Annotated in this window: 12 protein-coding genes; 4 read left to right on the forward strand and 8 right to left on the reverse strand. The window is 69.0% G+C overall.

Annotation, left to right across the window (positions count from 1 at the left end; translation table 11 throughout):
- Positions 1 to 54 precede the first annotated feature (54 nt).
- Genes NN4_RS05195 through NN4_RS05205 form a run of 3 tightly spaced genes read right to left on the reverse strand, consistent with a single transcriptional unit; the run spans position 55 to position 6645 of the window.
- Positions 55 to 318, reverse strand: coding sequence for an acyl carrier protein (locus NN4_RS05195; RefSeq protein WP_147128819.1), 264 nt, complete (start codon positions 316 to 318; stop codon positions 55 to 57).
- Entirely contained in the window at positions 315 to 3956 is a 3642-nt protein-coding gene (locus tag NN4_RS05200; RefSeq protein ID WP_147128820.1) for an AMP-binding protein, read from the reverse strand. Before NN4_RS05200 ends, NN4_RS05195 begins: the two co-directional genes overlap by 4 nt.
- A complete protein-coding gene (locus NN4_RS05205) occupies positions 3946 to 6645 on the reverse strand; it encodes a phosphoenolpyruvate synthase (RefSeq protein ID WP_246180717.1) in 2700 nt (899 codons plus the stop codon). The genes NN4_RS05200 and NN4_RS05205 overlap by 11 nt, the downstream gene beginning before the upstream one ends.
- Positions 6646 to 6860: 215 nt before the next feature.
- Between NN4_RS05205 and NN4_RS05210 the strand changes: the two genes are divergently transcribed.
- The 4 genes from NN4_RS05210 to NN4_RS05225 all read left to right on the forward strand — a co-directional run bounded on the left by NN4_RS05210 (position 6861) and on the right by NN4_RS05225 (position 9502).
- Positions 6861 to 7565: an ESX secretion-associated protein EspG gene (locus NN4_RS05210; protein ID WP_147128821.1), complete on the forward strand. Its 705-nt coding sequence runs from the start codon at positions 6861 to 6863 to the stop codon at positions 7563 to 7565.
- 92 nt (positions 7566 to 7657) lie between these two features.
- A complete protein-coding gene (locus tag NN4_RS05215) occupies positions 7658 to 8032 on the forward strand; it encodes a hypothetical protein (RefSeq protein ID WP_107654808.1) in 375 nt (124 codons plus the stop codon).
- On the forward strand, positions 8029 to 9234 hold the full coding sequence (locus NN4_RS05220; RefSeq protein ID WP_147128822.1) for a hypothetical protein: 1206 nt from the start codon (positions 8029 to 8031) through the stop codon (positions 9232 to 9234). The genes NN4_RS05215 and NN4_RS05220 overlap by 4 nt, the downstream gene beginning before the upstream one ends.
- Positions 9235 to 9247: 13 nt before the next feature.
- The gene (locus tag NN4_RS05225) at positions 9248 to 9502 is read left to right on the forward strand and encodes a hypothetical protein (protein WP_147128823.1); all 255 of its coding nucleotides are present in this window, start codon (positions 9248 to 9250) and stop codon (positions 9500 to 9502) included.
- A 239-nt stretch (positions 9503 to 9741) separates the two neighbouring features.
- On the opposite strand, the gene proB is transcribed toward NN4_RS05225, so the two are convergent.
- The 5 genes from proB to NN4_RS05250 all read right to left on the reverse strand — a co-directional run bounded on the left by proB (position 9742) and on the right by NN4_RS05250 (position 16612).
- Positions 9742 to 10878, reverse strand: coding sequence for a glutamate 5-kinase (gene proB / locus NN4_RS05230; protein ID WP_147128824.1), 1137 nt, complete (start codon positions 10876 to 10878; stop codon positions 9742 to 9744).
- A gap of 94 nt (positions 10879 to 10972) precedes the next feature.
- Positions 10973 to 12427 (reverse strand): GTPase ObgE, encoded by a 1455-nt coding sequence (gene obgE, locus NN4_RS05235; RefSeq protein WP_147128825.1) that lies wholly within the window; start codon positions 12425 to 12427, stop codon positions 10973 to 10975.
- Positions 12428 to 12543: 116 nt separating this feature from the next.
- A complete protein-coding gene (rpmA, locus tag NN4_RS05240; RefSeq protein ID WP_040732806.1) occupies positions 12544 to 12810 on the reverse strand; it encodes a 50S ribosomal protein L27 in 267 nt (88 codons plus the stop codon).
- A 22-nt stretch (positions 12811 to 12832) separates the two neighbouring features.
- Entirely contained in the window at positions 12833 to 13144 is a 312-nt protein-coding gene (gene rplU, locus NN4_RS05245; RefSeq protein ID WP_040732804.1) for a 50S ribosomal protein L21, read from the reverse strand.
- A gap of 342 nt (positions 13145 to 13486) precedes the next feature.
- Complete coding sequence (locus NN4_RS05250; protein ID WP_147128826.1) at positions 13487 to 16612, reverse strand: translation initiation factor IF-2 N-terminal domain-containing protein; 3126 nt, start codon at positions 16610 to 16612, stop codon at positions 13487 to 13489.
- Positions 16613 to 16806: the final 194 nt, after the last annotated feature.

The raw sequence follows: 16806 nt of genomic DNA on the forward strand, positions 1-16806 counted from the left end.
CGCTCGGTGCGGCTGTGCGCGAGAGTGCGCCGTGCCGCTGGTTCATTCGCGCGCTCATGACTGCTCCCCTGCGGCAAGCGCGGTAGCGACCAGCGCGATGACCTCACCGACCCGGCGCACGCCGACGAGTTGTTCCGGCTTGTAGCGCGGCAAACCGAACGACCGCTCCAGCACGACGGTCAGTTCCATCAACCGCAGCGAGTCGAAACCCAGGTCCTCGATGAGCCGTTGACTGTCCTCGGCCGGGCCCTGCGGGTCGGGCGCCATGGCGTACACCAGTTTGCGCACCCGCTCGGCCACTGCAGCATCGGCGGTCATGGCCGCACCGCCCCGTCGCCTAGGTCCTGTGTCGAAGTCCGGCCGGATCCAGCCCCCGGAGGCGCCGGATCGGACTTCGACACAGGGCCCAGGTGCGGTTGCTGCCCGCCGGAGGCCAGCAGGTCGCGGGCCTCGTCGAGCGGCAGGTCGGTGTCGAGATAGCCTGCGATGCGCAGCCAGTCGTAGCCGATGGCCAGGGTGCGCCGCCACTGTTCCCGCGAGTCGAATGAGGCCGGGAACCCCGTCGCGGACGGGTCGGCGGCGACGGAGCGCGCCAACGTCACGAAATCGTCAAGGACTGCGAGGCCGGCCACGGTGTCGCCGGATTCCGAGAAGCGCACCTGCCGAGCCGATTCCAGCCGCGCGAACAACTCCTCGCGGGACACGGCGTTGCCGGGCACGAGGCGGCGCAGGGTCGACGATGGCGCGACGTCCGCAGGCAATGGGTGAATGCCGAATGTGGACAACACCACCCGTACTCCCATAGCGATCATCCGATGCGCGGCGATGTCTGCGACAGCGCCCTGCCCGTTCTTGACCGCACCCGCCAAATCCTCGCGAGCGTTCTCCAGCACGATGTTCGACCACACCAAGTTCAGTGCGCACTCGGTGAACCGGCGGGCCGGCAGCGGTGAGAGTGTCGCGATCACGTCCTCGCGCGCAGCGCCGTTCACTCCGAGTGCCGGTGCCGAAGCGGACGGCACCGGCGTGTACGGCCGCACCGGCTTACACATGGCTAGGGCGGGTTTGAGGAGTTCGCCACGGCGCCACTGCAAGCCGACGAAGCCGAGCCGGACGAACTCGGCCAGCTCGGCGGTGTTGTCATGCGGTGCGCGAGCGAGAACCGCGGCGAGTGAATGGCGGAACACCACCGAACGCCAGGCGCGGGCACCGTTGTCCGAGAGCGCGAAAACCTCACTGTCGCCGCGCACTACGTGCACGCGCCCGCCGATGGTCCAGGTGGTGACGCCGGGCACCCTGGCGAACACGATCTGGTCGGGATCATCGACGACGCCCTCTACACCTAGTTCGGCGGCGAGTTCGAGCACCTGAATCCAGGTGGTCTGTTCGGACAACGCTCGCGCTGTCGCGTCGCCGAGCACGCCCTGCGGTGTGTCGCCGTAGCTCCGCTGCGTGTCGTCGCCCGCCCATGCGCCCGGATCGCTGAGATCGCGGTAGCGGTCAACGAGTTCGGCACTGCCGATCCGAACCAGTTGCTGCGGTAGCCATTTGGTCTCCAGGTAGCTCTCGCCCCGGCGGGCGGCCCACCCCTTCATGGCCTGGAGCAAGCCGTCGCGGGCCCAGTCGATCGCCTCGTCGCGCGCCTTCAGCGTGCGCAGCGCGACGGCGTAGCGCAGAGCCTGCACGGCGCGCGCGGTCCACCAGTCCGCGATCAGCGTCATGAACGTGGGGTGCGGCAACAGCGCCCGCAATCCGTCGACGTCGGGGCTACCCGGACGAATCACCGTCGCCCGCAGGAACCGCTGACACCGATTGAGCAGATCCTCGTCGAGCTCGGCCACGGTGGCGGCCTGCGCCACCTGGTCGAGCTGGCGGCGCAGCTGCGATTCCGAGCGCGTGCGCACCTCGACGCGACGGCCGTCGATGAACAGGACCGTCGGCAACGTGGGCAACTCCTCGTCGCCGGGCGCGAGCACCAGGAAGTCCACATCGGATCCCGCGTTCCCGAATCCTTCGGCGAGCGAACCCTCGAACAGGATGATCGAATCCACCGGCACCGCAACGATTTCCAGCGCTTGGTCGAGCAACTGGCGGACCCGCTCGGCCGCCAGGGTCGGCTCGGGGAGGTCGGTCGCGGGTGTGCTGCCCCGACTTTCCGGCGCGGCCTCGAGTCCGATCGCGCTGCTGGACGCATCGGTCGCCGCTCGCGCCAGGCCTTCGCCGGACTGCGGCGCCTCTCCGGCGTAACTACCGGCGTCGGAGTGGCGGGCAGCTTCCGGCTCGTGCACCACAGCGTCCGTCAGCGATCCGTCGCGGAACTGCTCCCACATATGACGTCTGCGCGGCTTACCGCTCGACGTGCGCCGAATGATGCCGCGCGGCCCGGTGACGATGACGACGGTCTGAGCAGGCCCGAGCTCGCTGCGAATGATCCTGCGCGCCTCGGCGATCCAGTCGCCCGCCTTGGCCTCGGCGAACAGCGAGATCCCTTGATCGCCGGGTCCGGTGATCGCGACGGCGGCGAGTTTGCCCTTGGTGATTCCGGTTTCCTGAGCGACGCGGGACTCGATGTCCTCCATGAACACCGAACGCCCGCGCACCTTCAGGCTCGACCCCATCCGGCCCAGCACGAATACCTCACCACGATGCAGGAATCCGGCGTCACCCGTATACAGCGCGCCGTCGATGATCCTGGTGGACGCGCCTTCGGACTCGTCGGAGTAGCCCAGCGCCACCGAATCGCCGACCACGACCATCTCGCCGAGCGTGCCGTCGGGTAGCTTGCGCCCGTCCTCGTCGACCACGGTGACGGTCGACTCCGGCGTCGAGTAACCGAGGCCCGTGATCCAGCCCGCGCCGTCCACGCGATGGGTGTCGTCGAGCAGTTCCCGGTCGAGGATGGTGACGGGTTCGCCGAAACGCAGCGTCGGGGTGTCGATGCGCAGGGCGGTGATCGGACGATGCCGCGCCGAGGAGGTCACCATCAGGGTCGACTCCGCCAACCCGTAGGCGAGCGTGTAGGCACTCATCGAAAAGCCGCGTGGCCCGGTGAGATTCGCGAACGACTGGAGATCGGCCACCTCGACGGGCTCGGAACCGACGGCGAGTGTGCGCCACCCGGATAGGTCGAGATCGGCGATCTCCTCGGGCGAAACCCGGTGCGCCACATAGCCGAGCGCGAACGACGGCGACGGCGAATGCTGGGCGTGCGCCATCGCGCGCAGCCAGCGCGCGGGGTCGCGGACGAACTGGTCCGGGCGCATCAGGTACAGATCGCCCTGGTTGGTGACGGTGGTGAGGAACGCGCCGACCAGCCCCATGTCGTGGTAGAGCGGCAGCCAGGACACCATCGCCTCGCCGCTGCGCCACTCGACCAGGGCGGAGATCATGGCGATGTTGTTCGCCAGGTTGTGCCAGCTCACCCGCACGCCACGCGGGGCGGCGGTGGAGCCGGAGGTGAATTGCAGCAGCGCGCACTCGTCGGGCTCGCCGAACACACGCTCCTCGGGGGCGCGCAGCGTGGCCGCGTCGATCACCACGGGTTCGTCGGTGCGCCCGGCCGCCGTCGCCGCCTGCCGCACCAACTGCTCGAACTCCGTCGAGGTGACCACCAACCGGGGTTTCGCCTGCGTCACAATGGCGGCGATGTGCGCGATGATCTGGTCGAGGTCGCCGAACATCGGCGGCGCAACCGGCGTGAACACGCCGCCGCACGCCCAGACCGCGTAGAACGCGGCGACGCAGGGAAATCCGGTGGGCATGATGACGCAGGCGCCGTCGCCGCTGCCCATCCCGTGCTGCCGCATCACCGCGGCGATCGACCAGGTCAGTTCGGCCAGTTCGGCGTAGCTCCGATACTCCCAGCCGTCGGCCTCGTCGGCCAGGTAGATTCCGGCCGCCTCGGCCGGGACGGCTAGCCAATCGCGGACGGCCGCAACGTCTTTGTCAGGATTCATCGCGGACATCTCCTTCGGCCAGCACCGTCACGGTCCCGTTCGTGCCATCGACCCGTATCCGCGCGCCGGTCCGCACCTTGGTGGTGACGTCCTTGACCTGGACCACCGTCGGCACCCCGAGTTCCCGCGCCACGATCGCGACATGGGTGAGCGGGCTGCCGCGCTCGATGACCAGCGCCGACGCCGAGGGCAGTGCGGCCACCCAGCCGGGATCGGTCCGATATGCCACCAGGATGCCACCCGCGACGTCGCGTGGCTCGTCCACCACGACGGCTGTCCCCTCGACGATCCCGGAGGCCGACGGTGTGCCCACGAGGACAGTCCCGGCTTCGGCCGCCGGGGTATCGGTGATGGGCACCCAACCCTGGGTTGCCAGTTCGGCTCGGCTGAAAGCCGACCCGGTGGTGACGAACCTGGCCGGAGCGACCAAGCCGGCGTCCCTGGCGCGCTGTGCCTTTCGCGCGCCGACGAGGTCACGCAGGTCGGTGGTGTCGGCCTCTTCGTAGCAGCCGCGCAGCTCCTGCACGGTCAGGTAGAACACGTCGGAGAACTCGTCGATGACGCCGCGCTCGGCCAGGTCGCGGCCCATCACCCGGATCATCCGCTTGACCATGCCGAAGGCTCTGGTTCGGCAGAACCGCAGCCGCTCACGATGCGCGGCGCAGCGGGAAACCTTGCCGCGCAAGCGTTCATAGATCTTGCGCCGGATTCCGTGCAGATGCGCGTCGAGGTATTCCTCGGCCTCGTCGCGGTGGCCGAGCGGCGCGTCCGGCAGGGCGCTGCGCAGCATGATGAACAGGCTCGCCGGATCTTCGCGCAGGTCAGGTGTTTCCAGTTTGAGTTCGTCCAGGCTTCGATAGCCGTAGCGGTCGATGTAGGCGTCGACCTCGGCGCGGAAGTCCGGATGGTTCGCCAGTGCCGGGTAGATCTGTTCCGGCGCAGTCGAATTCACCAGAGCGGTCAGTTCTGGGTCGGCGCGGGCCACGTCGGCGAGGGCCTTCATCGCGCGGGCGGGTTCGGCGGACTCGACGTCGGCGCCGGGGCCGACCACCGCGTACAGGAACCACTCCGGCGCTTTCGGCAGCAGCAGCTTGGTGAGCAGGAACATCAACCCGGTGCAGGTCAGCAGGATCGCGTCGAGCACCATCAGCGGGCCCCAGCGTTCGACCAGGTCGCGGTCCACCTTCCGGTACGCCGCATAGGCTTCGGCGCCGGATAGCCCGGTGTAGTCGATGGCTTCGTACTCGTCGTAGCCGCGGTAGAAGTCGGTCATGAACTGTTCGACGATGGTGTCGATGCCGAACAGCCGCCGCAGATAGGTCAGGGTGGTCACCGAGCGCGAGCGAAGCCGACTCAGCGGGTTCCCGAAGGTGAACGGGCGCAACGTCTTCGCGATGTCGTCGGGTAGCGGTTCGGCCACGCCGAGGGCAGCCTCCAGCACCTTGCGGTTCAGTGGGTAGCCCGGCGCGATGCCGACCATCCGATACCAGTGCAGCAGGTTGTAGTAGACGCGGCCGTGAAAGTAGCCGAGCAGCACCGGAGTCCAGCGCTCGGTCTGCCGCAGCTGCTTGTCGGGGACGCGGAGCGACTTCGCGTAGCCGTGGTACACCCGGCCGTAGATGTCGGCGGCGGTGGTGAAGGTCAGCGGCGAGGTGAGGCCGTTGAAGCTCTCGATGATGTTGGAGTTGTCCCAGATTCGCTGTTCGCCGTCGGGCACCACCTCGCCGGCGCCACGGATCAGCGCGCCGGGCGCGGCACCGAGCACCGTGGTGATGGGGCGCGACTGGAGGAACCAGAGTCCCGCGTCGTCGATCGCCCACTCCACATCCTGCGGGGCGCCGAACTCGACCTCCAGCTTGCGGCCCAGCTCGGTGATCTCGGTGATCTCGGCGTCGGTCAGTACGGGCAGCTCGCGTTGCCCCGCGTCGACCGGGCTGATCGCGTAACCCTGCTCGCCCTCGGCCACGTACGACCGGTCCTTATCCCCGAGCACGGTCTCCAGCACCGCGCCGGAGGACTTGTCGACCACGACGGAGTCGGCGTCCACCGCACCCGATACCAGGCCCTCACCGAGCCCGTAGACCGCGCTGATGACCAGTTCGTCGCGCGCACCGCTGATCGGATTCGCGGTGAACAGCACGCCGCTGGCTCGGGCCGCGACCAAACGTTGCAGCACCACGGCGATGGCGCCCGCTCGCGGCTGCTTGTTGGCGAAGGCGTAGCGCAGCGAACGCTCCGAGAAGGCCGACGCCCAGCAGTCGCGCACCCGGTCGAGCACCGCGTCGACCCCGTTGATGTTCAGAAAGGAGTCGAACTGGCCCGCGTACGAGTGCTCCGGCCCGTCCTCGGCGACCACCGACGACCGGACTGCGATGGGTCCGTCGCCGAGCCGCCCGCACGCCTCGGCGATCAGCTCGCGGAGCTCGCTGGGCAGCGGTGCCGCGGTGATCTCGGCCCGCAACGCGGCACCGGCGGCGAGCGCCGCGTCCAGATCCTCGAGAAGTGTGACCTCGGTCACTTTCCGTGCGAGGTCGGCTTCGACGGTGAACCGCGCGAAGACGTCGGTGCCGAGCACGGTCCAGTCGGGAACGCGAAAACCGCACTCCCCCAGACGGTGCAGACCGCGCGCTTTACCGCCACCGACGGCGGCGATCGTCGCGATATCGGTCCATGGTCCAAGCACCTGCACGGCATGCTCCCATCACCCCTGATCGTTACGCCGAGGCACCACGCACCGGCTCGTTCGGGCAGAGCACAACTAAGGGGTTGTATGGATATATCCGAGAATTCACCGCAGTGTTAGCCCACAATCCTAGGTGCTCGGTGCGGCGACCGCCGACGCGCGCGACGACCGTTAAGCTACAACCCAGTTTCGGTGGGTTCGGTGAGGATGTGATTCGGGCGGTGAGTTGGACGTTCACTCCGGACGGGTTCGCCCACCTTTGGCGCGAAACCGACCTCGATCGGCACCCGTATCCGCTGCGCATCCTGGAAACGCCGCGCACCGAGGACGAGGCCGACAAGCTGCGCGCGACGCTGGAGGAACGGCTGCCGCTCGGCGCAGACCCCGACCTGAGCGCCTGCCTGCGCATCCTGGCGGCACCGCACACCCGGATCGTGGCGATCGGCGGCACGCACACGCCGGGGAGTGAGATCCGGCTGCTCGCCGCGGCGATCTTCGATCGGGCCGTGCTCGCCGTGCAGGAACCCGGTTCGTCCCCCGATTTCGGCGGGCGCGTTCGACTGTCGATCGGGCACAGCGGCAAACTGGGCAATCGGATCGCCGGACTGCTGCCCGCCGCGCCGCCCGGCAAGGAGCCGGCCCGGGTGGCGCCGACCGACGCCGTCCGCGACGAGGAAGTGGTGGTCGCGCAGCAGCCGACCGCACCGCGCATCCGCAAACTGCTGCTGAAACCACATAGCGCCGAAGGCCATATCCGGATCGAGCCCGGTCTGGATCGGCCCGCTCCGCCGCCGCCGATTCACTACACCTGGTTCGACGTGAAGGGCGACGGACGGTATCTCCTGCGGGCGGGCAAAGAAGTTCACATCACTCCCGCCTCGGCCGAACAGATCGGCGCGCAACTGCAGAAGCGCATCGGAGCCTGACCCGGTTTGTCGATGCCGACGGATAACCACTGGTGCCCGCGAGCAGGGCTACGGGCTAGTCTGAGTCGGACCGACCATCTCAGGGGTGTGCGATGACGATCGAGACCAGCCGAGCCGATATCGTCCGGTTCAAGCAAGCGGCCCAGGCAGGCACCGTCCAATTCGATCCGGCGGCGGCCCGGCGCTGCGCCGAGATGTACGACCAGCAGGCCGAACGGCTCATTCATCTGCAACAACGCCTCGAAACCGCCTCGGAGCTGGGCGGATTCGGCGGATTCGTGTCGGCGCAGCAATTACAGGCTGGGTTCAATCACAAAGCGCGGGATGCCGCCACGTTGCTAGATCACTACATCGAGGCGGCGTACCGAATGAAAGAGGCGTTTCTCATCAGCGGTGGGTTACTGGAAGAAGCCGACGCCGCCAACGCCGCCGCCCTGCGCGCCGTCGCCTCGAGGATCCCGCGATGACCGGCACCGATCCCGACTACATCAGCTCGATGGAGCACTTCGAGTCGATGCGCCACGAAGAGATCTACGCCAAGACCCAGCAGATCGACGCCGCCGAGATACTGCGCGCCTCGGTCGCCTGGCTGGAAGCGGCGGGCACAGTCAGCACCTCGTTCCCGCTCACCCGCGGCAGCGTGGACCGGGTGATGAACTCGATGGAGTGGAAGGGTGCCGCCGCCGACGCCGCGTACGCCAGCATCCGCAGCTTCGCCGCCTCGGCCGACGAACTCGCCGCCGTCATGGGCCAGGTGGGTGCCCGGCTGGGCGGTGTCGCCGCCGCGGCCGAGGCCGTCAAGATCGCGGTCGCCCCGCCCGGCTCCTCCGGACCCATCGGCGCGGTGGCCCGACTACTCGAGGCGGCGCACGTCATCGACGCGAAGATGGCGGAGGAGGCGCTGCGCCAAGAAGCCGTGCTGGCCATGAACATGGTGTACAAGCCGGCCTACGGAATGGCAGGCAAAGCAGTTCCCGCACTCCCGCCGCCCCCGCAATTGCCCGCGGAAGTAGCGCCCGCGCCCACCATGCCGCAGCAGCGGCGGACGGTGCCGATCCAGCCGGAATACGTGCCGCCACAGCAGGATCAGCCGGACGGGCAGCGCCCCGACGGGCAGCAGCCGAACGGTCGTCCGTCGGCACCCGCGCCCTCGGTGCCGGAATCGCAAGCGCCGCCGAGTACTACGACACCCCCGCGGCCGGTGCCGGACCCGACACCGACGCCACCGCCGACAACGCAGGCACCACCGTCGACCCAACCTGCGCCACCGCCGACCACTGAGGCGCCGCCGACGCAGCAAGCGCCACCATCGACGCAATCGGCACCACCGACCACTCAGCAGGCACCTCCGCCGACCACCGAGGCACCACCGACCACGCAACCGGCGCCTGCCCCGTCAACTCAACAGGCACCCCCACCGGAGCCTCCCCCGACGCAACAGGCCCCACCCCCACCACCCCCCGCCCCGGCTCCGCCGAGCGAGCAAGCACCGCCGCCCCTACCCTCGCCACCACCCCAACAACAGATCCCAGACCCAGCCCAACCCCCCGTGCCGCTCCCGGATCCAGGTGGCCAGCCAGGTGTCACCGGCCCCATCCCCTCGGAAGACGAACAGCCACAACCCCCTTCGACCACCAACCAACCCGGCGTGGTCCCCTCCCAGAAGTAGCCCGCCTGGTTTCATGACCAACGGGACATGGTGGCGCGAACCCCGCCACCATGTCCCCGCTCTGCGCGCAGCCAGCCGACAAGGGGACATGTCGGCGGAGAAGTGCGAGTGGGAGCGCCACGATGCCCCGCTCGGCGCGCAGCCGGTCAACGAGGGGGACGTGGTGGCGAAGAAGTGCCAGCGGGAGCGCCATCACGTCCCGTTGACCATGAACGGCACCACAACTGGCAACTGCTGCACCATTTCTCGGGATCCGCACCGGCTATGACGCCCGCAGCGGGTGCAGATCCCGAGATACGGTGCGGATCTCGGCCCGCGCCGGACGGGCGGAGTCGGCGAGTGCGCGCCCGAAGTGTCGTCTAGCGGCGACCACCGCCCGGCCGCCGCGGTGTTGTCACCGTAGACCTCCGCTCGCCTGACGCAGAGTCGGGCACGGCGGCGAGCGCTCAGCCGCAGCGGTGTTGAGCGGCGGCAAGGGTTGCGGTAGGCCTGGGCGGGGTGCCTGGGTCAGACCTTGACGAGGTCGTCGGCGTGGATTACCGGGCGCTGCATGGTGTCCGGGAGTTCGGCGGTGGAGTGGCCGAGCATGGTGGACAGTTCGGTGCTGTCGTAGGCGACTACGCCGCGGGCCACGACGTGGTTGTCGGGGGCGACGAGGTCTACGACATCGCCGCCGTAGAAGCGGCCGCGTAGGCCGGTGATGCCTGCGGCGAGGAGGGAGCGGCGGGCTGCTACCGCGTGGGCCGCGCCTTCGTCGATGAGCAGGGCGCCGCGGCTGTCGGCGGCGTGCCGGACCCAGAACTTGCGTGCGGACAGGCGAACTGGGCGGGCGGCGAATGCGGTGCCGACCTTGCCGCTGGTCAAGGCCTCGTCCGCTGCGGTGGCGGCGGCCAGGAGCACGGGCACGCCCGCGTCGGCGGCGAGGCGGGCTGCGGACAACTTGGAGGCCATGCCGCCGGTGCCGAGTGCGCCTCCGCTGCCTGCGATCACGCCGTCCAGGTCGGCGCTGCTGCGCACCTCGGGGATGAAGCTGGCGGCACCTTTGCGCGGGTCGCCGTCGTAGAGGCCCTCCACATCCGAGAGCAGCACCAGCGCGTCGGCGCCGACGAGGTGGGCGACCAGCGCGGCCAGCCGGTCGTTGTCGCCGAAACGGATCTCTTCCGTTGCGACGGTGTCGTTTTCGTTCACCACGGCGACCGCGCCGAGTGAACGCAAGCGGTCGAGGGTGCGCTGCGCGTTGCGGTGATGCTCGCGGCGCGCGAAATCGTCCGCACTCAGCAGAACTTGGCCGACGGTGCGGCCGTAGCGCGCGAACGAAGTCCCCCACGCGTGCGCCAGCGCCAGCTGCCCGACACTCGCCGCAGCCTGCTTCGTCGCGAGATCACGTGGGCGCGTGGTCAATCCGAGCGGCGCGATGCCCGCGCCGATGGCGCCCGAGGACACCACCACCACATCAGATCCCGCGCGCATCCGCGCCTCCACCGCATCGGCGAGCCGATCGAGTCGTTCGGTATCCAACCCACCTTCCAGACTGGTGAGCGCCGACGAACCGATCTTCACCACCACCCGGCGCGCCGAAGCGATCGCCAGCCTGGCCTCACTCAACCCCGAATCCGCCGCCGCAGCACCCGAACTCACCGTCATCGCCCTCGAACTCCCTGCGCAACAACAACACTCGCCGACACCGAACCCACCATTACGAGCTCCCGCTCAACGACGCATCGAAACGCGGGCACGGCTACTCCTCGTCGTCCTGCACCAACCCGCGGCGCACGCGCGAGGCGTGCTTGCGCTCGGCGGCGCTGATCCGGTCGTCCTGCTCCAGTCGAATGTCGGTGCCTCGGCCGGTGGGCACCCTTTCGATGCCCGCGGTGATCTGCGGCTCCCATTCGAAGGTCACATTGCCGATGGTCACCGGAGCACCAGGTTCGGCACCCTGCTTGACCAGCTCGTCTTCGACGCCGAGGCGGGCCAGACGGTCCGCGAGGTAGCCGACGGCCTCGTCGTTGTCGAATTGCGTCTGCTTGACCCAGCGTTCCGGCTGTGCGCCGCGCACGATGAAGCCGCCCGGTTCGTGCGGATCCGCGATCACGCTGAAGCCGGACTCGTTGACCGCGATCGGCCGGATCACCGGACGTGCGGGCGCGGCCTTCGGATGCGCCGCGCGATACTGGAGCACCAGGTCGGCGAGCGCGAAGGTCAAGGGCCGCAAGCCTTCTCGGCTCACGGCCGAGATCTCGAAGACCGGCCAACCGCGTGCGGTGAATTCGGGGGTGACCATCTCGGCCAGCTCGGCGGCGTCCGGCACGTCGATCTTGTTCAGGATCACCACGCGCGGCCGGTCGGCCAGATCGCCGAGGTCGGCGTCGGCGCTCAGCGCGGGCTTGTAGGCGGCCAGTTCGGCTTCCAGCGCGTCCACATCGGAGACCGGGTCCCGGCCCGGCTCGAGGGTGGCGCAGTCCACCACGTGCGCGAGCACCGCGCAGCGTTCCAGGTGGCGCAGGAAGTCGAGGCCGAGGCCGCGCCCTTCGCTGGCACCCGGGATCAGACCGGGCACGTCGGCGACGGTGAAGGTGGTGTCGCCGCTGAGCACCACGCCGAGGTTGGGCACCAGGGTGGTGAACGGGTAGTCCGCGATCTTCGGCTTGGCCGCCGACAGCACCGACACCAGCGAGGACTTGCCCGCGGACGGGAAGCCGACCAGGCCGACATCGGCGACGGACTTGAGCTCGAGCACCAGATCGCACTCTTCGCCGTCCTCGCCGAGCAGCGCGAAGCCGGGGGCCTTGCGCGCCTTCGAGGCGAGTGCGGCATTGCCGAGTCCACCGCGGCCGCCGCGGGCGGCGATGAAGCGGTTGCCCGCGCCGACCAGGTCCATCAGGACCTTGCCGTCGCCGTCGAGCACCATGGTGCCGTCGGGCACCTTGAGCAGCAGGTCGATGCCCTGCTTGCCGTCGCGGTTGCTGCCCTCCCCCGGCTTGCCGTTGCCCGCCTTGGCGTGCGGGTGGAAGTGGAAGTCGAGCAGCGTGTGCACGTTGGGGTCGACCTCGAGGATCACATCCCCGCCGTGGCCACCGTTACCGCCGTTGGGTCCGCCGAGTGGCATGAACTTCTCACGAAGTACCGAAGCACACCCGTGTCCGCCTTTGCCGGCCCGCACATGCAGTACGACACGGTCGATGAACTTGGACATATGCCGAATCATCCTCCTTCAGGACTGGTCGATCGCAGAGGTACGTCTGGTGAAACGCGAAAACGGGCCAGGGTTGCGACCCTGACCCGCTCGGCTGTTGTCTGGAGAGGTAAGGCCTAAGCCTCCACCGGCTCCGGGACGACGATGTTGACGGTCTTGCGTCCGCGCTTGGTGCCGAACTCGACCGCGCCCGCCGCGAGGGCGAACAGGGTGTCGTCACCGCCACGGCCGACGTTCACGCCGGGGTGGAAGTGGGTTCCGCGCTGACGCACCAGGATCTCGCCTGCGTTGACCTTCTGGCCGCCGAACCGCTTGACGCCGAGGCGCTGGGCGTTGGAATCGCGACCGTTCCGGGAGCTGGACGCACCCTTCTTGTGTGCCATAGCTGAATCTCCTCGGGATGTCTTACTTGATGCCGGTGACCTTGATGACCGTCAGCGGCTGACGGTGACCCTGACGCTTGTGGTAGCCGGTCTTGTTCTTGAACTTGTGGATGCGGATCTTCGGGCCCTTGGTCTGCTCGACGACCTCTGCGGCCACGGAGACCTTGGCCAGCTTCGCGGCGTCGGTGGTCAGGTCGGCCCCGTCAACGACGAGAACCGGATCCAGGGCGACGGAAGTACCCGGCTTACCCTCGATCTTCTCGACCTTCACCAGGTCACCGACCGCGACCTTGTACTGCTTTCCGCCGGTCTTGACGATCGCGTACGTTGCCATCGGTCGGCTTCCTCCACTCGAATAAGTACAGTCATGTTTCTTCTCGCGACACAAGTGCGCGACGCGAGATGTGTTCTTGGCTGGCTTGCTGCGCGGGGCGTGGTATAACGCCCATCGCCAGGCAGCGACCGACCAAGGTTACCAGAGCACCCCTGCAACGACACAATCCGCCTGTCGGCAGCCTGCGAGCAACCTTTTGCCAGTGGGGTTTCGGGGCCTTCCGGCACTGCGGCGGACACCTCCGGTGCGCTCGTAAACGCCCCGTCCGTGGCCACCACCCGACGAAGCGGCCGACCGCACCAACAGGTGCGACCGGCCGCGTCGAAGCTGTCAGCGCAGCTGCTACGACTCCGCAGGCGGCGGGCCCGCCGGACGGCCCACAGCACGGCGCCGCGGCCGTCGCTGCGGCACCTCGACCGGGGCCGAGGCGGTGAAGTCGACAGCGGGGGCCGGAGCCTGGTCCGCGGTCGGCAGCACGAACACCGCACCGCTGCTGTCCGCGGCGGGGGCGGCGGCCGAACGGGCGACTCTGCGTCGCCGTCCGGTGCGGGCGGCCGGGGCCGGCGCACCGTTGGTTACCGCGCGATCGTCGGCAGCCGGTGCCGCCGATTCCGCAGGTGTTTCGGCGACCGGTGTCTCGGCGACCGGCACGGTCTCCGTGACGGTTTCGACCACCTCGACCACCTCGGCCGGTTCGGCGTCCACGTCATCGGCAGGCACGGCCACGGCAGCTTCGGTGACGACCTCGGTCTCCAGCGGCTCGATATCGGCCGACTCGTCCTCGGTGACGTCCGACTGGTGGCCGGTCACATCCGACTCGTCCTCGTCACCGTGGTGCGCGGCCATCGCCAAGGCGACCGGGTGCGCCCGCTTGACGGCGATGTCCTCCTCGGACTCGACCGGCGCGGTGCCGTTGCTCGCGGCAACAGGCGCAGCGGGGGCCGCGCTCTTGTCGCGGCCGCGACGCCGACGCGATCCGGTTTCCCGGGTCCCGCGTGCGGCACCGTCGTCGCCGGAGGACGGCTCCACCGGGTAGGCGTGCACCAGGATGCCGCGCCCATGGCAGTGCTCACAGGTGGTCGAGAAGGCCTCGACCAGACCGGTGCCCAGCTTCTTACGCGTCATCTGCACCAGGCCGAGCGAGGTCACCTCGGACACCTGATGGCGGGTGCGGTCGCGGCCGAGCGCCTCGGTCAGCCTGCGCAGCACCAGGTCACGGTTCGACTCGAGCACCATGTCGATGAAGTCGACCACGATCATGCCGCCGATATCGCGCAACCGCATCTGGCGCACGATCTCCTCGGCCGCCTCCAGGTTGTTGCGAGTGACCGTCTCTTCCAGGTTGCTGCCGCCGGAACCGGTGAACTTGCCGGTGTTCACGTCGACCACCGTCATCGCCTCGGTGCGGTCGATCACCAGGGTGCCGCCCGAGGGCAGCCACACCTTGCGATCGAGCGCCTTGGCCAGCTGTTCGTCGATCCGGTAGGCCTCGAACACGTCGACATTGTTGTTGTCGTGCCGGGAGACCCGGGCGAGCATCTCCGGTGCGACGGTGCCGATGTACTTCTCGACCGTGCTCCAGGCCCGGTCACCCTCGATGACGAGCTTGGAGAAGTCCTCGTTGAACAGGTCGCGGATGACCTTGACCAGCAGGTCGGGCTCTTCGTACAGGGTCTTGGGCTGACCGTCGTTCTTGCTTCCGGCGGCCTTCTCGATGGTGCGCCAGGTGGCCTGCAGCCGTTCCACGTCGCGGGCCAGCTCGTCCTCGGCGACACCCTCGGACGCGGTGCGGATGATCACACCGGCGTCGTTGGGGACGATGTCGCGCAGGATCTCCTTGAGCCGCTTGCGTTCGGTGTCGGGCAGCTTGCGGCTGATACCGGTGGAGGTGCCGCCCGGCACGTACACCAGGAAGCGTCCGGCCAGGCTGATCTGGGTGGTCAGCCGGGCGCCCTTGTGCCCGACCGGGTCCTTGGAGACCTGGACCAGCACCAGTTCGCCTGGCTTGAGCGCCTGTTCGATCTTGCGCTCTTTACCGCCGAGACCGGCGGCCTCCCAGTTCACCTCGCCTGCGTAGAGCACGCCGTTGCGGCCGCGGCCGATATCGACGAACGCCGCCTCCATGCTGGGCAGCACGTTCTGCACCTTGCCGAGGTAGACGTTGCCGACCATCGACGCGGACCCGGTGCTGGTGACGAAGTGCTCGACCAGGATGTTGTCCTCGAGCACGGCGACCTGGGTGGCGGTCGGGTGATCCGGGAACGCCTTCTCGCGCACCACCATCACCCGGTCCACCGCTTCGCGACGGGCCAGGAACTCCGACTCGGTCAGGATCGGCGGGCGACGCCGACCGGCCTCGCGGCCGTCGCGCCTGCGCTGCCGCTTGGCCTCGAGCCGGGTGGAGCCGGTGATGCCCTGCACCTCGTCGACCGTGGTGGCGCGGCTGCGGCTCTTGTTCCGCGGCTCGCGCTCGTGCACGACGGTGTTCGGCGGGTCGTCCTCGGTGGCGACGGCGGCCTCGGCCTCGGCGGGCTCGCCGGCCACCTTGCGACGGCGACGACGACGGCGGCGACGGCTCGCGCCCTCCGGCTCGTTCTCGTCGTCGTCGGAGTCGGTGTTGTCCTCGGCGGCGTCGGTCGAGTCCGTGGTGTCGGCGGTGGTGTCGCCGTTCTGCTCGTCCTCGGTGTCGTCCGAGTCGTTCTCGTCGTCGGCGTCGCTGTGCTGCTCGCCACGACCGCGGCCACGGCCACGACGACCCCGGCGCCTGCGACGCGGCTGACCGTCGGCATCGCTCTGGTCGGCCGATTCCTGGTCGTCCTCGACCGCCTCGGGCTCTTCCTCGGGCTCCGGCTCGACCACCGGCTCTTCGCGACGGACGTCGCGCTCGGTGCGGCGCTTACGGCGGGTCTGCTCGGCGGCCGCGGCATCCGGCGGCAGGAACAGCGGTGCCTGCACGACGGCGGCGGACTCGAAGACCACCGGCGCCGCGACGTGCGGCTCTTCCCGGACGGGATGGGTGAACAGCTGCACCGACGGCTGGTGCGCGACCTCGTTCGGGTTCTCCGACCCGGAGTGGCCGATCAGCGGTTCGGGTGCGGAAAAGACCAGTCCGCCATGGCCCCTGCTGGGCGCGGCGGCAGGCTCTTCCGGAGTCTCGGCCGGTCGCTCGGCCGCGGTCTCGGGCTGGTGTTCGACCGGCGTCGCGGCCTGCTGGGCGACCGGAGTCTCGGCCGCCTGCGCCGCCGGAGCGTCACCTTCCGGCGGGCCGAGCGCGTCGCGGACGGATTCCGCGATAGCCCGGTCGACATTCGATTGCGCGCTCCGCGCGTCGGACCCCAACTCGGTGAGCTTGGCCAGGATGCGCTTACTCGTTACCCCCAGCAGCTTGGCGAGTGCGTGAACTCGGATTCGCTCCGGCAATTGTTCGGCATCCTGTGGTGTTGTTTCCAATGGCTCTTTTTCGGCCACGAAGTCTCCTCGGACCCCCGGGCGCGTCCCTCCCGGTAAGGAGTGAAGCGGCCGACGCGGGGGCACTGTCCGTTCGCCTCACGCCGCTCAGCGCAAGGTCATATGGTCTCGCCCCGCATGTCCGGTTATCACCATGTTGTTCGTCGGTTTGGGCTAACTGGTCACGCGGCGCCTGGCTGTTGGCTGAACTCCGC

Source organism: Nocardia ninae NBRC 108245 (assembly GCF_007990755.1).
GTDB lineage: Bacteria > Actinomycetota > Actinomycetes > Mycobacteriales > Mycobacteriaceae > Nocardia > Nocardia ninae.